The sequence below is a fragment of the Paenibacillus sp. UNC217MF genome, from assembly GCF_000686865.1.
Classification (GTDB): Bacteria; Bacillota; Bacilli; order Paenibacillales; family Paenibacillaceae; genus Paenibacillus_B; species Paenibacillus_B suaedae.
The window spans coordinates 160365-178000 of record NZ_JMLT01000010.1; the positions used below are offsets into that span (position 1 = coordinate 160365).

Annotated in this window: 22 protein-coding genes; 18 read left to right on the plus strand and 4 right to left on the minus strand. The window is 47.9% G+C overall.

What is annotated here, in order from left to right; translation table 11 throughout:
- Positions 1 to 10 precede the first annotated feature (10 nt).
- Positions 11 to 625: a CvpA family protein gene (locus tag BP95_RS0107995; RefSeq protein WP_021254564.1), complete on the plus strand. Its 615-nt coding sequence runs from the start codon at positions 11 to 13 to the stop codon at positions 623 to 625.
- A 100-nt stretch (positions 626 to 725) separates the two neighbouring features.
- Here BP95_RS0107995 and BP95_RS0108000 read toward each other — a convergent pair whose 3' ends face one another.
- Positions 726 to 1103 (minus strand): cupredoxin domain-containing protein, encoded by a 378-nt coding sequence (locus BP95_RS0108000; protein ID WP_021254565.1) that lies wholly within the window; start codon positions 1101 to 1103, stop codon positions 726 to 728.
- A gap of 144 nt (positions 1104 to 1247) precedes the next feature.
- Positions 1248 to 1604: a phage holin family protein gene (locus BP95_RS0108005; protein WP_021254566.1), complete on the minus strand. Its 357-nt coding sequence runs from the start codon at positions 1602 to 1604 to the stop codon at positions 1248 to 1250.
- A 154-nt stretch (positions 1605 to 1758) separates the two neighbouring features.
- Here BP95_RS0108005 and BP95_RS0108010 point away from each other — a divergent pair, with 154 nt between their 5' ends.
- From BP95_RS0108010 to BP95_RS0108030, 4 genes are all read left to right on the plus strand, one after another.
- Entirely contained in the window at positions 1759 to 4122 is a 2364-nt protein-coding gene (locus BP95_RS0108010) for an endonuclease MutS2 (RefSeq protein ID WP_021254567.1), read from the plus strand.
- 26 nt (positions 4123 to 4148) lie between these two features.
- Complete coding sequence (locus BP95_RS0108015; RefSeq protein ID WP_021254568.1) at positions 4149 to 4568, plus strand: DUF350 domain-containing protein; 420 nt, start codon at positions 4149 to 4151, stop codon at positions 4566 to 4568.
- A 259-nt stretch (positions 4569 to 4827) separates the two neighbouring features.
- Positions 4828 to 5346, plus strand: coding sequence for a hypothetical protein (locus tag BP95_RS0108025; RefSeq protein WP_021254569.1), 519 nt, complete (start codon positions 4828 to 4830; stop codon positions 5344 to 5346).
- Between the two features lie 87 nt (positions 5347 to 5433).
- Positions 5434 to 6639: an MFS transporter gene (locus BP95_RS0108030; RefSeq protein ID WP_028531855.1), complete on the plus strand. Its 1206-nt coding sequence runs from the start codon at positions 5434 to 5436 to the stop codon at positions 6637 to 6639.
- 100 nt (positions 6640 to 6739) lie between these two features.
- Here the strand turns inward: BP95_RS0108030 and BP95_RS0108035 are convergent, their stop codons facing one another.
- Complete coding sequence (locus BP95_RS0108035; protein WP_028531856.1) at positions 6740 to 7954, minus strand: NAD(P)/FAD-dependent oxidoreductase; 1215 nt, start codon at positions 7952 to 7954, stop codon at positions 6740 to 6742.
- A gap of 107 nt (positions 7955 to 8061) precedes the next feature.
- On the opposite strand from BP95_RS0108035, the gene BP95_RS0108040 reads away from it, so the two are divergent.
- The 13 genes from BP95_RS0108040 to BP95_RS0108105 all read left to right on the plus strand — a co-directional run bounded on the left by BP95_RS0108040 (position 8062) and on the right by BP95_RS0108105 (position 16986).
- Positions 8062 to 8331, plus strand: coding sequence for a hypothetical protein (locus tag BP95_RS0108040; RefSeq protein WP_021254572.1), 270 nt, complete (start codon positions 8062 to 8064; stop codon positions 8329 to 8331).
- 27 nt (positions 8332 to 8358) lie between these two features.
- Positions 8359 to 8751, plus strand: coding sequence for a spore coat protein (locus BP95_RS0108045; protein WP_021254573.1), 393 nt, complete (start codon positions 8359 to 8361; stop codon positions 8749 to 8751).
- 276 nt (positions 8752 to 9027) lie between these two features.
- On the plus strand, positions 9028 to 9528 hold the full coding sequence (locus BP95_RS0108050; protein WP_021254574.1) for an Lrp/AsnC family transcriptional regulator: 501 nt from the start codon (positions 9028 to 9030) through the stop codon (positions 9526 to 9528).
- Positions 9529 to 9541: 13 nt separating this feature from the next.
- Complete coding sequence (locus tag BP95_RS0108055) at positions 9542 to 10750, plus strand: aminotransferase class I/II-fold pyridoxal phosphate-dependent enzyme (protein WP_021254575.1); 1209 nt, start codon at positions 9542 to 9544, stop codon at positions 10748 to 10750.
- A gap of 147 nt (positions 10751 to 10897) precedes the next feature.
- The gene (locus tag BP95_RS0108060) at positions 10898 to 11158 is read left to right on the plus strand and encodes an aspartyl-phosphate phosphatase Spo0E family protein (protein WP_021254576.1); all 261 of its coding nucleotides are present in this window, start codon (positions 10898 to 10900) and stop codon (positions 11156 to 11158) included.
- A gap of 132 nt (positions 11159 to 11290) precedes the next feature.
- On the plus strand, positions 11291 to 11830 hold the full coding sequence (locus BP95_RS0108065) for a hypothetical protein (protein WP_021254577.1): 540 nt from the start codon (positions 11291 to 11293) through the stop codon (positions 11828 to 11830).
- Positions 11831 to 11918: 88 nt separating this feature from the next.
- Complete coding sequence (locus BP95_RS0108070; RefSeq protein WP_021254578.1) at positions 11919 to 12485, plus strand: P-loop NTPase family protein; 567 nt, start codon at positions 11919 to 11921, stop codon at positions 12483 to 12485.
- 66 nt (positions 12486 to 12551) lie between these two features.
- Positions 12552 to 13136 (plus strand): cob(I)yrinic acid a,c-diamide adenosyltransferase, encoded by a 585-nt coding sequence (locus BP95_RS0108075; protein ID WP_028531858.1) that lies wholly within the window; start codon positions 12552 to 12554, stop codon positions 13134 to 13136.
- Positions 13129 to 14136, plus strand: coding sequence for an RluA family pseudouridine synthase (locus BP95_RS0108080; RefSeq protein ID WP_028531859.1), 1008 nt, complete (start codon positions 13129 to 13131; stop codon positions 14134 to 14136). The genes BP95_RS0108075 and BP95_RS0108080 overlap by 8 nt, the downstream gene beginning before the upstream one ends.
- 36 nt (positions 14137 to 14172) lie before the next feature.
- Positions 14173 to 14544, plus strand: coding sequence for an arsenate reductase family protein (locus BP95_RS0108085; protein ID WP_021254581.1), 372 nt, complete (start codon positions 14173 to 14175; stop codon positions 14542 to 14544).
- 451 nt (positions 14545 to 14995) lie between these two features.
- Entirely contained in the window at positions 14996 to 15700 is a 705-nt protein-coding gene (locus tag BP95_RS0108090) for an MgtC/SapB family protein (RefSeq protein ID WP_021254582.1), read from the plus strand.
- Positions 15701 to 15720: 20 nt separating this feature from the next.
- A complete protein-coding gene (locus BP95_RS0108095; RefSeq protein ID WP_028531860.1) occupies positions 15721 to 15978 on the plus strand; it encodes a CBS domain-containing protein in 258 nt (85 codons plus the stop codon).
- Between the two features lie 117 nt (positions 15979 to 16095).
- Positions 16096 to 16986, plus strand: coding sequence for a 5'-3' exonuclease (locus BP95_RS0108105; protein ID WP_028531861.1), 891 nt, complete (start codon positions 16096 to 16098; stop codon positions 16984 to 16986).
- Positions 16987 to 17086: 100 nt separating this feature from the next.
- Here BP95_RS0108105 and BP95_RS0108110 read toward each other — a convergent pair whose 3' ends face one another.
- Complete coding sequence (locus BP95_RS0108110; protein WP_021254585.1) at positions 17087 to 17383, minus strand: DUF3055 domain-containing protein; 297 nt, start codon at positions 17381 to 17383, stop codon at positions 17087 to 17089.
- Between the last annotated feature and the right edge of the window lie 253 nt (positions 17384 to 17636).

Sequence of the window (17636 nt, forward strand, 5' to 3'; positions counted from 1 at the left end):
TAGCAAATAAATGATGCAAGATATAGGGAAATTTATTAATAACGTATGGATGGAAATCGCGGCGGTATTCGCGTCATGGAACGGTTTGGATTATGCCATAGTGGGAGCAGCAATCGCATGTATTGTTCTGGGAGCAGTGCGGGGATTCAAGTCTATCGCGCTCTCCCTCTTTGGCTATATTGTCGCCTTTATCGTCGCGGCTCGGTTTTATGCAGATTTTGTACCATGGGTAAGGAAGAGAATATTTACAACAACAGTTAGCAGCGGATCAGGGGCGAAAGCCAGCGGCGGTACGCCCTTAGCGGGAACATTTATGGATACCGTACACGCTGTGGTGGCCTTTTTGCTTCTGTTCACTTTTGTATTGGCAGGCCTCTGGCTAATCCGGTTCGCCTTGAAGAAATTCACGGATGTACCGCCGGTACGAACCGTAGATCGGGTAATAGGGGCAGTTCTCGGATTGGTGCAATTTGTCTTTTTGTGGTGTATGATTTACGTACTACTGCGGGCATGGCCGGCAGGTGTATTTCGCGACTGGGTTGATGCTTCGATATGGGTAAATCGAACGGGGAAGTGGATGCCAGATGTTATGGTTGAAGCTGTAAAATGGGCTCAGTGGCTGTAATGGAATCACTGGTAAATGCGTGGTATGCATGAATCGTCATATACATGAATGAACAGACCGCCGTCCTCCCAAGCAATAGGCAGGGATCAACGGCGGCCGCTCATTTTTCGACAATAAATTTGGCTGTCATTTCATTGTGTCCCGGACCGCACAGAATTGTGCATGACATGTCATATGTACCGGGTTGTTCTGGAGTGATAACTTGCTTCGGATGAGTTGGATCAAGGGACAAATTCAATGCCTTAATAGCAACTCCGTGATTGCCGACGGCATCTAATACGATGCGTATGGGTTCACCGGATTTGACGCGGTATTCAGACTGATCGAATTTGAAATTCGTGGCTTTAATGATAAGCTCTTTGTCTGTTTTTACATCGTCATCTTGCTTTTGTCCAGATTGTCCCCCGCATCCGGATACTATGACCGCTGCGAGCAATAGGCATGAGATGAGCGACCTTAGGCTACCCCGAGTCAACATTCGTATTTCCTCCTCTCCTCGTCCATATAGTGTAACGGAAATTTTATCCTTTTTCCATTGCTTATATGGAGCGAAGAGAAGGAAGCTATACAAGGGGCTCACTCATGGGAATGAGCACAGCAGCCCTGGATGATGATCACGCCGTTATCTGGACTCGTGGCCAGCTTCGAACGGCGTTGCGACCGGAATGAACAAGTCGATCAATCCAATGACAAGCGCTGCAAGAATAGCGCCGAGTACAGTGACGGATACACCGCCAACAAAGAACTGGGCGATGTAGATGACAACCGCACTGGCGATGAAGCCGACGATCCCGCGTCCGAACGGCGTAACTCGTTTTCCAAATATGCCTTCGACAATCCAGCCGAATAAGGCTATGACTAAGGCGAGGATTAAGGCACTCCAGAAACCGCCTACGGTGAACATCGGCACAATCCAGCCCGTAACCATCAATACGATGGCTGCCACAATGAATCGAACCACATGACCGAGAAAACTCATGGACTTTTCCTCCTTACTCGTTTGAAGGGTATAGGTTTGTGCAACAATTATTGTAACCTTATCCGCGATATTCATGAGTGGCATGTTCAGACATTGGATAGCCATTATTTCGGTATACCGCTATAATGAACAGCGAGAGGAGTCGTGACTTGTTTTGGACTCGAAAATTTTAAAAACAATGGATTACCATAAAATACTGCAATCGCTCGCGCGACATGCGGCTACCCCGTTAGGGGAACATGCTTCCTTGTCTCTGCTGCCAAGCACGGATCTGGAGGAAGTGAAACGACGCCTGCAAGCGACGGATGAGGCGATGACGATAGAGCGGTTGAAGGGGGGAGCTCCATTCTCCGGTGTTACCGATATACGTCCTGCCGTGAAGCGCGCACGTATTAATGCAATGCTGAGTGCCAATGAATTGTGGGATATTTCAGCGCTTATCTTTGCTGGCCGTCGCGTAAGACGTCATATTGAGAGTGTACATGAAGATAATCCTGTACCGCTTCTGATGGCGCTGGCGGATTCGCTAAGCTGGCAGAAGGAATTGGAAGAAGAGATTAGACGCTGCATCGATGAGCAGGGCGAGGTGCTGGATCAGGCAAGTGCTGAACTGGCAACGGCACGCCGTGAACTGCGCATCGGGGAGACACGCATCCGAGAGAAGCTGGAGTCCATGATTCGTTCATCCAGCGCGTCCAAGATGCTGCAGGAGCAGCTGATCACAATTCGCAATGATCGATACGTAATCCCGGTGAAGGCAGAGTACCGCGGCCATTACGGCGGGATTGTTCATGATCAATCCAGTTCAGGGGCAACGCTCTTCATTGAGCCTGAGGCGATTGTGACACTTAATAATAAGCTGCGGGAAATTAAGCTCAAGGAAGAGCGTGAGATTGAGCGTATTTTGTCACGCTTGACCGAGCACGTTGGCTTGCAAGTTGATCTGCTGTTAAGTGATACGGATTGCATTGAACAGTTGGACTTCATCTTCGCGAAGGCTCGTCTAGCGCATGAGATGAAGGCAACGCTGCCGCGCATGAATGATCGCGGGTATATGAAGCTCATTAAGGGCCGCCATCCGCTTATTGATCGGGAACAAGTGGTGCCGATCGATGTGGAGCTTGGCAATGATTATACGACTATTATCGTTACCGGTCCGAACACAGGCGGTAAGACGGTATCCTTGAAAACGATGGGACTGCTAAGTCTCATGTCCATGTCTGGTTTGTTCATACCGGCTCAGGATGGCAGCCAACTATGTGTATACGATGCCATTTATGCTGATATCGGCGATGAGCAGAGCATTGAACAGAGTTTGAGTACGTTCTCCAGCCATCTGACGAACATTATTCGCATATTGGGAGAAATGACTCCGAAGAGCCTCGTGCTGTTAGATGAGCTTGGGGCAGGAACGGATCCTGCAGAAGGATCTGCACTCGCGATCGCGATTCTGGAGCATATTCATCGTCTTGGCTGCAGACTCGTTGCGACGACGCACTATAGCGAACTGAAGGCATATGCATATGAACGCAAGGGCGTCATTAATGCAAGCATGGAATTTGACGTGCAGACATTGCGCCCAACGTATAGACTTCTTGTTGGTGTTCCTGGCCGAAGCAACGCATTTGCGATTGCAGAACGTCTTGGACTTCCGACTTCCATCATTGAGCACGCTCGTGGCGAAGTAACAGAAGAAGACATGCGTATCGAGACGATGATCGCATCGCTCGAGGAGAACCGTCTTCGCGCAGAAGCAGAGCGTGTGGAAGCAGAGAAGATTCGCAAGGAAACAGAGCTCCTTCGTGCTTCGATTGTTGAAGAAGAAGCGAAGCTTCAGGCGGAGCGGGACAAGCGAATTGAGCGTGCTTCTGAGGAAGCGCGTGAAATTGTTCGGAAGGCGCGTTATGAAGCAGATGATATCATTACAGAACTGAAGCTGCTCGCTCAGGAAGGCGTGAGTGTGAAGGAGCATTTGTTGACCGAGGCTCGCAAGAAGCTCGATGAAGCTGCTCCGGCTAGCAAACTAGCCTCCAAGTCGAAGACTGTGAAGAAGCAAGCACGCAAGATTGAAGCTGGGGATGACGTTATGGTATACAGCTTGAATCAGAAGGGCAGCGTGGTTGAGATGGCGGGCAACGAAGCTGTTGTTCAGCTGGGTATTATGAAGATGAAGGTTCGAATGGATGATTTGGAGCTTGTCACTTCATCCGCTTCGAAGCAGAGCAGTAAGTCCGTGAAGACAGGCACAAATGTGAAGCGGACACGAGCGGACAATGTACGTTCCGAGCTTGACTTGCGTGGAGCGAATTTAGAAGAGGCAATTATTGAGGTCGATCGCTTCCTTGATGAAGCTCTGCTCGCGAACTTGGGTCAGGTATATATCATTCACGGCAAAGGGACTGGGATTCTGAGAACGGGAATTCAGGAGTTCTTGCGAAGACACAGACATGTGAAGACGTTCCGTCTCGGCAACTACGGTGAAGGCGGTACAGGGATTACGGTTGCTGAACTTTCGTAACAGCGAACGAACCGGGGAGGATGAATGTGGAACGATTTATTGAGCAATGGCTTAGTAACCCATACGTATCCATGTGTGCTTACTTTTCTGTAACCGTACTGGCGCTTGTCGTGTTCTTGTCCATCTTTGAATTAGTGACAAGATACAGATGCTGGGAGGAGATCCGCAAAGGCAATATTAGTGTCGCGATGGCTACCTCTGGCAAAATCTTCGGAATTTGCAACATATTCCGCTTCGGGATCGAAGCACGGGATACGTTGTATGCGTCATTGACATGGGCAGCACTAGGGTATGTACTGCTATTAATGGCATATTTTTTGTTTGGATTTCTGATGCCGTATTTCAAATTGGACGATGAAATTCAGAAGGATAACCGTGCAGTTGGTTTGCTGTCTATGGTTATCTCCGTATCCATGTCCTACATTATCGGAGCTAGCATTAAGTAGTTTTACGTAGGAACAGCAGGTTCGTTACTATGGCAGCGGAGGTCTTGCATGAAGTATTTATGGGGAACACTGTTTGCATTGGCAGCGATATTTATTATTATTGGAATCGTGTATTGGGCGAATCTGTAATGGATGCTCTATAATAGAGATACCCGCACGAACAAGTGCAGATCATTATGAATTGACATCTAGATAGGGGAGAATGTGCTCTGTAATCGACTTGCAGAGCCTTCTGATAAGAAAGGCAGGTTGAACGGACATGAGTCAGATTTGTCCTTGGTGTGATACGGAAATTGTGTGGGATGAGGTGCTAGGTCCAGAAGAAGAGTGTCCGCATTGCCACAATGAGCTGAATGCTTATCGAACATTGAATGTGGATATTGAGCACGATCCTGATAAGCAGCATGATGATCATGATCATGAGGAAGAATCCGAGGAGAAGGGCTGGTCCAACTTCGGCTGGACAGAAGATGCTGCCTTGTTCGGCGATGAGAGTTCATTGCAGTACCAAGAAGGCGTGGATAAGGTGCTTCATGGGCAATCCGAAGTGCCAGAATGTCCTCAGTGCAGAGAATATATGTTACTAGCTGGCACAGAAACGATTGGTTCCAATCACTTCGAGCCACATGTATCGGAAGCCTTGAAGGCGCCGGTAGTAACAGCGCCATTCCGCTTGGATGTATATGTATGCACTTCTTGCTTCCAAGTATCCAAAGTACTGGCTGAGCCGCACCGCGAGCCGCTTATGGAAGTCGTCCGCCGTGCGCAGTCTGAATAAATTATCATAAGACGGCTGCTTTAGGGCAACTTATAAGCTGTAACGAAGAGGGCTATATGCCCGATTAAGCAGGGAGGGGTTCCCTTCGTGACAGCGCGTCTTGACGCTCAATCGCTATTGCTGTTGATCGTTTTTGGTCTCTTTTCGTTGGCGAATGCTCTTTCGGGAGCATTCGTCAATGTTTTTCTATGGAAGGCTGCATCAGATTACAGCTTGATTGGCTGGTTTGCCTTCAGTCAGCAACTATCCAGCGGGTTGACCTTCTACTGTGCAGGCAAGTGGGTGAAGGAAGGCAACAAGATGAATTGCCTGCGGCTCGGCATTGGATTGGCGGGGGCATTTTATGCAGTAGTACTCTGGCTTGGTAAAGGTGCGGTCGATTACATATGGCTGCTCGGATTTATATTGGGTGCTGCGTTCGGTGCCTTTTGGCTCGCCTTTAATGTGGTGTATTTCGAAGTGACTGATCCGGACAATCGTGATTTATTTAATGGCTGGGTTGGGCTTATCGGTTCATGCTGCGGGATGGCCGCGCCGTGGGCATCCGGATATTTGATCACCAAGCTTGGCGATGGAACGGGCTACCGCATCATCTTTACCGTATCATTTTGCGTGTTTATTGGGGCAATCGTATTCAGCTTTTGGCTGCGCAAGCGTCCCCCTGAGGGTCACTATAATTGGACATTGCCATTTACCGCATGGAAGAAGGCTGGCAGTCCTTGGCGGCATGCCTTGCCAGCGCTTGCTGCACAAGGCGCCAAGGATGGGGTCTTTACCTTCCTGATCGGACTTGTGGTCTACATTGCAACGACCAATGAGATGAAGCTGGGCAATTACACCCTAATCACATCTGCTGTAGCATTAGGCAGCTTCTATGTGATAGGCAGGATTATGCGTCCTTCCTTCCGGGCACCGGGCTTGTTCATCGGGACGATTGCAATGGCGCTTGCAGTCATTCCTCTATTTTTCGGTGTTGCATATGGAAGCCTGCTTCTATTCGGGATTATCACCTCGCTATTCTCGCCACTGTTTGTGATCCCGATGACAACCGCTACTTTCGACATTATGGGGGTAGATGAGCGTTCAGCAGCCCAACGCGTGGAGCTGACGGTTCTGCGTGAATTTGGTTTGTTGATCGGGCGAATGGCAGGGGTTGCAGCGTATTTGCTAGTTGTGCAATGGAGAACGACAGAGCCGGTTGTCGTTGCTTTCTTGGCTGTTTTGGGGGCTCTTCCTATTATCAGTGCAGTAAGCATCCGGACATTAGTATCGAATCAGCGAATAGGAAAATAAGAAAGGCCCTGCTGCTCGCATGAGTCATCAGGGCCTTTTATATTCCTGTCTTTTTCACGAATAGAACGTATAGGTTTAACTAAAACGTCCGGGTTCACCGTTATCTCCTCGTGTAGCTGAACAGTTCAGCATCCGGATGGAAGCCGAATTCAATCAAATCTCCAACAATTTGAGACGCAATGGTGCTGTATACAGTGCCATTTCCGCCAAAGGCCTCAATGAAGAAGCATCCTGGACGGTGAGGAGCCTCGCCAAAATAGGGATATCCATCCCGCGTGACACCGAATGCGCCCGTCCAAGCATTTTCAGCTATGAGCGGAGCCAACTGTGGGAATAGGGCCTCCACTTCCTTGATAAGCTGTGCGGTTTTGCTTGGGAGCAGCTTATTCCGCTCTTCAGTACTTATATCTCCTTCATCAAATCCGCCCGCCAGGATCCGATTATCTGCCGAAGTACGCAAATATAAATAAGGACGCCTTGTCTCCCAAATGAGGAAGCGTTCATGCCATACATCAAGCAGATCAGGGATAGTTTGCGTTTTAATCGCGAAGGAGCTAGTAATTCTTGTGTTTGGATTCGACTTCATTTCATTCGTTTCATACCCGAGTGCGAATACGGCATGCTTGGCTGTTGCTACAAATCCGCCATCCGTTTGTATCTGAACGAAACCACCCTCGTGCCTCACTTGGGTGCCCTTGGTATGCTCGAATACTCGCAGTTTATATTTGTTTTTCGCAGTATGTAATAGTGCATGTGTGAAACGGTAAGGATTCACCTCAGCATCACCATGAGTGACAATTGCGGCCGGCTTATCGAATCCAAATCGATGACGAATTTGTTGACTGTTCCACCATTCTGTATGGAAGCCATAGCGATGCAAAATATCGTATTCGACTCGCAGACTTCTTACGTCTTCTTCGCTGCTTGCATAATAGAGGCTGCTGCGAGGGAACATCTCAGAATCCTCATCGAGCTCGGAAGCGATCGTAAGCAGACGTTCAGCTGCCTGCTTGCACAGTGTATAGAAACGAAGTCCCCTTCTCTCACCAAATAAACCGATGCATGAGGTCAATGAACGATCATTCATGTATTGAAGCAATCCTGTACTGGAGCTTGTACTGCCGCCCCCGACATGCCTCTTCTCCAGCACAACGACATCGAATCCGCGCTTGCACAGCTCATAGGCGCAAAGTGCGCCACTAATGCCTGATCCGACTACTAGCACGTCGCAGCGAATGGATTCAGATAATGGGGGATGCACATGCCTAGATGGCAGCGTACTTTTCCATGGAAGCGACCCAAATTGTAGATCCACGCGACATCTCCTTTCGTCCAGATTTCCGGTTACATATTTCCCTAATGTTGGGTTCATAATACATAGAGAACGACAACTTCCAGACAGGATGAAAGGAGTATGCTCAGATGCAATATGCTCAGCATAACCAACAGTCACATCAAGGCAATATGAAGCCGTTATCGGCGAAGGAATTGGAGTACATCGTGGATTCGATCTCCAATGAGGATTTGCTTATTAAGCAGTGTGCGGCAACCGCAGCAATGGCGACAACTCCAGGTGTTCAGCAAGCGCTGACGCACATGATCGGTGTTCATCAGCAGCACATGAATGTATTGCTACATACTCTGCAGCAGCACACACATATGGCACCAACTAGTCCACAACAATCTCAATAATCGAAGTAATGAAGGAGGAACGACAACATGAATGGTTCACAACAAAATCAATTCATGCAAGAGGAAGACTTGTTGTACACGATCTTGGCTGATTTGAAGCGAACTTCTCGCGAGTATACAACAGGTGTAACAGAAGCGGCTTGTCCGGTAGTTCGGCAGATGTTTACGGACTTGACTCACAGTACGTTAACGATGCAAGGACAGCTGTTCACGCTCATGGAGAAGAACAATATGTATTCCGTCGCATCACCAGCATTGCGCCAGGAGTTGGACAAGCAACTGAAGGACAATCAACAGCTTCAAATGAAATCCAACCAGTTCGTGCAGCAGAAGCTGGGCCAAGCGGGATATGGTCACTATCAGCAGCATGCGCATCAACAACAAGAGCATCATCAAGGCAACTACAATCAGTACATGTAATACAGGGAAAGGCTGCTGAGTACTTCAGCGGCCTTTTTACTTGCGGCTGTAGTACGGAGATGACCTACCAACCAGCAAAGCTGCAATTTCGCATGGTCGTGGACCTTCAATTCCATTACGGCAACAGGTATCATAGCAGTAGGAAATGCACTAGGAAATCATGAAATGCGCAGTAAAGCCTGTTGATATTGGCGTGCACATATGAAAAGGTGTATCATATGTAGCATATTTACACTAAAGTCGGCTTGCCCACTGCAGGTCGAGGGAGGATCGAATATGAAGGATTTGAGCGATTTTAATATTAGCATACTTAAATTGTTAAAAGAGGACGCGCGTCGTTCCCCGGCGCTCATCGCCACGATGCTTGGTGTTGACGAAGAGAAAGTTCGCACTGCGATTGCCGAGATGGAAGAAGAGCACGTCATTGTTAAATATGCAACGGTAGTGAATTGGAGCAAGGTTGATGATGAGACTGTAACCGCCCTTATTGAAGTGCAAATAACTCCAGAGCGTGGTCGTGGCTTCGAGGGTATTGCAGAGCGAATATACTTATTCCCACAAGTGAAGTCCGTATACTTGATGTCTGGCGCCTATGATTTGCTAGTTGAGGTAGAAGGAAAGAACTTGCGTGAAGTAGCTTCCTTCGTATCCGACAAGCTGTCTCCGATTGAATCGGTATTGTCGACGAAGACACACTTCATCCTGAAGAAGTATAAGCAGGACGGCATTATTTATGAAGAGCGCGAGGATGATCATCGTCTCGTAATTACCCCGTGAAAGGTGAAGTGCTATGATTAAGGAAGAAGAGAAGCAAGCTGGCGTACGCTCCATGAGCGACTATATTAATCCATTGGTACGTGACATTGCGCCATCCGGTATTCGTAAGTTCTTCGACTTGGCTAACGCCAGCAAGGACATCATCACACTCGGTGTCGGGGAACCGGATTTCTGCACGCCTTGGCATGTTCGTGAAGCGTGTGTATATTCGTTAGAGCGTGGTCGTACGAAGTACACTTCCAATGCAGGGATGCTGGAACTGCGCGAAGCGATTGCAGAATATTTGAACAATTCATTCCAAGTAAAATATGAACCGTCAGATGAAGTGCTTGTTACCGTTGGCGGATCGGAAGCCATTGATCTGGCACTGCGGACGCTGGTTGCCCCAGGCGATGAAATCCTTATCCCGGAACCGTGTTATATCTCATATTCGCCGATCGTGTCGATTGGTGGTGGGGTAGCGGTAGGAATTGAGACGGATGCTGCTAATCAGTTCAAGCTGACTGCGGAGGCGTTGAAGGCTAAGCTTACACCGAAATCCAAGGTACTGATATTATGCTATCCGAGTAATCCAACAGGCGGTATTATGACCTATGAGGATTGGCTCCCGATCGCGAAGATTGTTGAAGAACACGATTTGATCGTCATTTCAGACGAGATTTATGCTGAGTTAACATATGATCAGAAGCATGTCAGCTTCGCATCCATTCCAGGCATGAAGGACAGAACGGTGCTTGTCAGCGGATTCTCCAAGGCATTTGCCATGACTGGCTGGCGGATGGGGTATGCATGCGGTCATCCGGAGATCATTGCCGCGATGATGAAGATTCATCAATATACGGTCATGTGTGCACCGATAATGGGACAGATTGCCGCCCTTGAAGCATTGCGCAATGGGATGAGCGAGAAGGATCATATGATGGAGTCGTACAATCAGCGCAGACGTCTTGTTGTGAACGGATTCCGCGAAATTGGTCTGGAATGCCATGAGCCGCAAGGGGCTTTTTATGCATTCCCATCCATTAAGTCAACTGGACTTACTTCAGAGCAATTTGCCCATCGGTTGTTGTTCGAAGCTAAGGTTGCGGCTGTTCCGGGTGATGTGTTCGGCCTAGGAGGAGAAGGTCATATTCGCTGCTCTTATGCGACATCCGTTGCGCAATTGAATGAAGCTCTTGATCGAATGGGTCGTTTCCTCGACAAGATGAAGCAAGAAATGTGATAATTATTCATAATCAACGAAAATGAACTAGTTTTCTTTCTTTCCCTCTGGTATAATATAACATGTCTCGCAGAACTGTCCCATGTTATGGAACATCTGGAGAAACCTAGGATATTCTAGAATCGCCATGAAGGGAGGAAAGGTCGATTGTTTTGTTCGAACTATACCTTGACGTCGTATCCGCATAGTTCAGTGAGAGAAGATAGATCTCATGTAAGATGGTCGGGCAGAACAAGAAACATTTCGTCCAAGCTATTGGCGCTTGAGTATGAAATCCTTGTCCTTCGCAAGCAAATGGAGCAGATGTTCCAAGAGGAGCAGTCCTTTACTGCAGAGACAGTAATCGAGATTAGCAGCATGTTGGACTTGAAGATTAATGAATATATGAAATCACAATCGATGAAATAGATGGTGCGTGAGGAAGACTCCTATGAGGAGTCTTCTTTTTTTGCCTATGTTGTTTATGATATAGTGAAGGTTGGGATTTATTAAACGGACAATACATTTATATGGGGCAACGTGGAGAGGGGACAGGCTATCATGCGCAATTGGAGATGGATCGGTGTTCTAGCGGTATTGCTTGTGCTTGTAAGTGGTTGTGGAGGGCCTAAAGCCGATGCTACAGTATTCATCATGACATCATCGTCATTACCTCCCGAAATGACAAGTGCACTGCAAGATGATCTGAATAAGACGTTTGAAAATAAATTCACAGTCCAAGTCGTCGCTTCACCGTTGTACAGCATCGAGAAGTTGTTTGTGGAATATGCGGCTGGAGAGAATAGTGTAATGGTCATTCCAGAGGAGGACGCGAAGAGAATGGCTCCTCAGGGTGGACACGTAGCTCTCGATAAGTATTTTGATGCCAAAAAATATAACGAAGGCGTGTACGACGGTGCTGTATATGAAGGCAAGGAAGAGCATAAAGGAACTTTCTTATTCTCGTTGTCTGCAGAGAAGCTGCCTGTCTTGAAGAAACATGGCATTCAGGAAAAGGGGCTGTCTGTTACGATTCCTTCGCGCACACCTGATGAAGCCAGATCCGTTGAGATACTCAAGGCTCTTGCTGAAGAGAAGTAATGTGGCTTGATTCAGACAGATCGTACAGATCGATAAGCAATCATTGGACATCACGGTAAGACATCATAAGTGAAAGGGGGGAGCGCTCGTGATCATTGGTGTAACAGGAAGCACCGGGAGCGGGAAAACATCATTTGCAATGCATTATGCTGCAACGTTCGGGCGTGAAGGGTTCTACATGACGACCCGTCTTACGCCGCTTCCGGATGAATTGCCTGCGCCACCCCATTTCACATGGCAGACGATTCATACGGAATGTGCTTTGCCAGAAGTTCTGCATCGAATCAATGAGCAATCCAATATGTACCGGGCCGACCGGCGTGTACTTGTCATTGATAGCGTTACCTCGTATTTGCATGACGCACACGAACGAATTATGGAGGAAATGGACAATAAGCAGGATCTTGCTGAATACGCTGGGCGCTTGACAGCTGCGCGGATGGAGTTGCAAGAGGCATTGTTCATCTTTCAAGGCAAGCTGTTCATTATTACGAACGAGCCGCCAGGCTACACACCTTTCACGAATCCGCTTGAAGTTGAGTATATTGTGCAGCACGCCGCTCTGAATCGCGAGCTTGTAAAGCGGAGTACACAATGGTTCCGGATGACTTCAGGGATTCCAGAGGACATTAGCGCGAAGCGGAAACGAAAGTAAACTAGAAATGTGCACGTGGAGAGGACATTAAGCCCAGGATAGAACGGTAATGAGGGGGCATAGCAAATGAAGTTATATACGCGTACAGGTGATGAAGGAACGACATCGTTGATAGGTGGTCGGGTACCGAAGGATCATTTGCGGGTAGCAGCTTATGGGGAGCTTGATGAGCTGAATTCATTCGTCGGCTGGGCGATTACTTGCTGTCATGGAGATGAAATGAAAGCACTTCGGGAGCAGTTATCCGTGATTCAGCATGAATTGTTCGATTGCGGAGCCGATACCGCTTATGCGGAGCAGAAGCAGGGGAAATTCATTTATAAAATTCGTCCAGAACAGGTGGAGCAGCTTGAGAAATGGATGGACGATCATGAGACAGCGAATGAGCCGATCACAAAGTTCATTTTGCCAGGAGGATCCGAGGCGGCAGCAGCCTTGCATATATGTCGAACTGTGTGTCGAAGAGCGGAGCGTCAGCTCGTTACGCTCTCGCATCAGGAGACCGTACATGTCGAAGTAATGAAATATGTGAATCGATTGTCAGACTATTTCTTTACAGTGGCGCGCCGGGCAAATGGTCTTGTTGGCGTTCAGGATCAGGAATATGTGAGAAGTGCTGACGTGTTCAGGAAGAAGGAGCAGCATGATTGAAGAAGAAGGGAAGCAAGAAGCGGACGACTTGTCTGGGGAGATTGCGGCTGAGCTGTCCTATGTAGTGCCTGAGAGTGAAGAAGGGATTCAACTTCGAACCGTTCTCCGTTCCAGATTGAATTTGTCGAGGCGTTTATTGAAGCGGCTGAAGACGTTGGAACAAGCGATTACGGTGAATGGCGGTACAGAATACAATGGCAGAATTCTTACGGTGCGCGACAAGCTTCGTGCGGGTGATCTGATCCGGGTGGAGATTGCAGAGGATCATGTGGATACAATCGAGCCAGAGCCAATCCCAATTCAGATTGTATACGAGGATGAGGATATTCTCGTGCTCAATAAGCAGGCAGGCATAGTGGTTCATCCAACCAAGGGATATCCGAATGGGACATTGGCTAATGGAGTTGTCCATCATTGGCGGATGCGTGGCGAGCGAACCCGCTTTCGACCAGCGAATCGACTCGACCAAGAGACCTCTGGGCTGCTTATTGTTGCGAAGCACGGCCACGCTCATCATCAATTATCGGATCAGATGCAGAAGAATGAGGTGTGGAAGCAGTATGAGGCATTTGTATTTGGGATTCCTCGTGAGGAGGAAGGGACGGTACATGCTCCAATCGATAGAGACAAGGAGCAGCCTCATCTTCGTGTCGTGACACCGGATGGATACGATTCCATCACGCATTATCGTGTGCTGGAGTCCTACCATGGACAAGCTGCAAGAGTAAGCTGCCGACTGGAGACGGGACGTACTCATCAAATCCGGGTGCATATGAAGCATATCGGAAGTCCGCTGCTGGGCGATAAGTTCTATGCTGATCCTGATCTGGTGAATACTCCGCTGCTTCAGGCTGCAGTGGAGCCATTAACGCGGCATGCACTTCATGCCTCTGAGCTGCGATTTACACACCCGATGAGTGGGGTTAAGCTTCACTTTAAGGCCGAGCTTCCTCAGGAACTAGTAGAACTGCGTGACCGGCTTGTTGACTGGAGCGAGTAATAATGAAATGATGTTATGAGAGGAGTTACATGACATATGAACGTTACTGTATATCAATATGCCAAATGCGGCACTTGCCGTAAAGCAGTGCAGTGGCTCAAGGGACAAGGCTATGATGTTGCACTGATCCCGATCGTAGAGGAGCCGCCAAGCAGCGAGGAATTGCGTGCACTAGTTGCCCAAAGCGGATTGGAGTTGAAGAAATTCTTCAATACGTCTGGCGAAGTATACAAGGCGATGCAGCTTAAGGACAAGCTGCCAACGATGAGCGAGCAGGAACAGTTGAATCTGTTGGCATCAAATGGCAAGCTGATCAAGCGTCCTATTGTTACAGATGGGTATCGAGCAACAGTCGGCTTCAAGGAAGAGATGTTTGCAGAAGCGTGGGGCACGGCCTCCAAGCATTAAGAAGGATTTGCAACAGTTGATCCTGACAAGCAGGACATAGGTACGATGCTGTTCAGATTAACAGGAACCGTGTTAATAGATCATGCAGGATGAGGAAGATGATGGTTGACATCACGTGAACGAACAAGTAAGATTCCTCATGGAAGTATTTAACTAGCGATGAAAGGGGAGGGTAATGGTGGAAGGCAGTCCGAGTCATTTGCGACAACTGATGTACACTCGTAGAGAGGATGTGTCCTATACAAGCGGCCCTCCCATGTCTTGCTGTGCCCTGAATCGTCTTGCATGCTGTATGCACGAGAAGAATCAGTAGGCTTATTTGACGTGTGAGGAATCGACTTGCTGGATGTAATCAAGCTCTCTCTTTGCGAGGGGGCTTTTTTTGTGTGTAGATGTTTTTTGTAGTAGATTGAATTTGAGTAAGTTGAATTTGGGTAAGAAGGTGATCGACATGATATTTTTGACATTGGAAATGATGATGAAGCTCGGTTTGGCGCTATTATTCGGTTTGCTGATTGGGCTTGACAGACAAATTAAGCAAAAACAGCTTGGTTTGAGACCGAGTATGGTCATATGTATTGCCAGCTGCCTGGTTACGATTGTGTCAATTGAGGCATTCGGGAAGTTCGGCGGCACTAACCATCCGAATATGGATCCAATGCGCTTGGCAGCTCAGATCATAAGCGGGGTCGGTTTTATTGGAGCGGGTGTTATCTTGCGAAGAAGCAATGAGGTTATTTCCGGTCTCACTTCTGCAGCGTTAATCTGGTCGGCGTCTGCTCTCGGTGTAGCGATTGGGGCTGGATTCTATTTGGAAGCAACTTGCGGTGCGGCGCTGCTGATTACGGCTGTCAATCTCATTCCGGGTTTAATTAAGATGATTGCCCCTGCCAAGTTGAACCGGCATGATGTGGCGTTGAAGATCGTCGTAGAATCGAACCACCGAATGACGGATCTCATAAAGAAGATTCAGCGCAAGGATCGAACGGATGCAGATGAGTTCCATATCCGCCACTTTAAACTCAAGGATCTGGATAAGGATCGCCAGCGAATTGACCTAGTGCTATCTGTGCCAAGTAATCAATACTTGACGGAAATCTATTATTCCATCAAGAAGATTGAGCATGTTGTGAGCGTAGAGATCGAGCAATTGTAAGTAGAGCGCAAGAAGATGGATTGCTGTCTTATCAAGAGGCGGATTTCTATCTTGATCATATGGAGAGGGAAGAGGCGGAGGACATTAAGCAATTGCTCGCTTACCCAGAAGGTACAGCAGGATCACTTATGACAACGGAGATCATCCGAATCCGTACGACAGATACAATTGCTGAGGTTCTTGATTGGATGCGCCGTTGCTTGACGAATGTGGAGACTATTTATTACAGTCGGTTAGTCGGGATCGTGACTTTTGATGATGTAATGTCTCATTTGTAGCATAAATAGAAAGAATGAGTATGGGTTCCTTGCTTGGCAGAATCCGTTATCTAGTGATTGTAGGAATTATGATATACTTGACGATAGGCATTGAAGCGAAAGGGGTAATCCATACCGATGGAAGTACAATTGAATGATAATAAGGAGCAGCGCTTACTGCTCGTTGATGGAATGGCGCTCTTATTTCGCGCCTATTTCGCTACTGCGTACGGCGGTTCTATTCGTCGAATGAAGGATGGAACACCAACGAATGCGGTGTATGGCTTTATGAGATATTTCTGGGATGCGGTAGAACGGTTCGAGCCGACTCATATTGCATGCTGCTGGGATCTCGGGAGCAAGACATTTCGCTCAGAACAGTTCACAGCGTACAAAGCAAATCGTCCCGATTGCCCAGAGGATCTGGTACCACAATTTCAACTCATTCGGGATGTAATGGATGGATTCGGCATCCCTAATATATCGGCTGAAGGATTCGAGGCAGATGACTGTATCGGAACCTTGTCGCGCTTATTCCGTGATGATATGCATGTCTTTGTCCTGACAGGCGACCACGATATGCTGCAGCTTGTTCATGAACGGACGACTGTGATCATCATGAAGAAGGGGCATGGCAATTATGCAGTCTATTCGCCATTGTCACTCATGGAGGAGCGTCAGCTGACTCCAGAGCAGGTGGTTGATGTGAAGGGGCTTATGGGAGATACTGCGGACAACTATCCAGGCGTGAAAGGGATAGGTGAGAAAACAGCACATAAGCTGATCCAGCAATATCAGAGCATTGAGGGAATATTGGAGAATTTGCCGGAGCTTGCGAAGGGTGTACGGACGAAGATTGAGTCCGACCTTGAGATGCTCCATTTGTCACGACAGCTTGCGCGCATCAACTGCGATGTGCCGGTAGAGTGCCAGATGGATGTCTGTGTATTTGCGCCAGAGCGCGAGTCCGTCAGTGCAATATTTGAGCGTCTAGAAATGAAAAGTATGATATCGTACGTCGGAATGTAACGAACATGGGCGGTAGAATGAAGGGGAGGAGCAGAAGCTCCTCCCTTTTTTGATCATAAGTGCTGTATGAAGGTTGGGTTCGTGAATCCAAGTCATCAGCTTAATCGGTGAAATGCGCCTCGCCTATGACCATGTACAGGAAGCCGCGAAGCTCTTCTCCCTCTTCCTCCGACAAGCGATAAAAGGATTCTAAATAGCCTTCTTCCTTGAGATCGTCCTGCCCGAGAATGGCGGTCAGCCCGCTCTGCAAGTCGGTAACGAGCTTCTTGCCGTAAAAACGGCCTGTAGATGTAATCGCCAAATCAAAGCGCCGATAGCTGTGCCCTACGAAGGTGACGAAGCGTGTTGTTGTCGTCTCTGTGCTGTCCGATAGAAAATCAAGATCATGATTGCTCATTGTTAGCCTCCCTTATCTGCTGCTCCAATAAGATGATATTATTATATAGTAGCGTCCAACATTTAGAAATAGAAATACAGGAATTGACACTGGAGAAGAGCATGCTATAATGGTAATAAATTCATAACTAGGACGAGGAAGCACCTCATTGCGATGCGTATATACGTACCGTGATGAGGTGCTTTCTTTTTTTGTCCGAAAGAAGTGAATAGAAGGTGCAGCAATCGGAGAGGTTGTATCATTATCAAGTCTA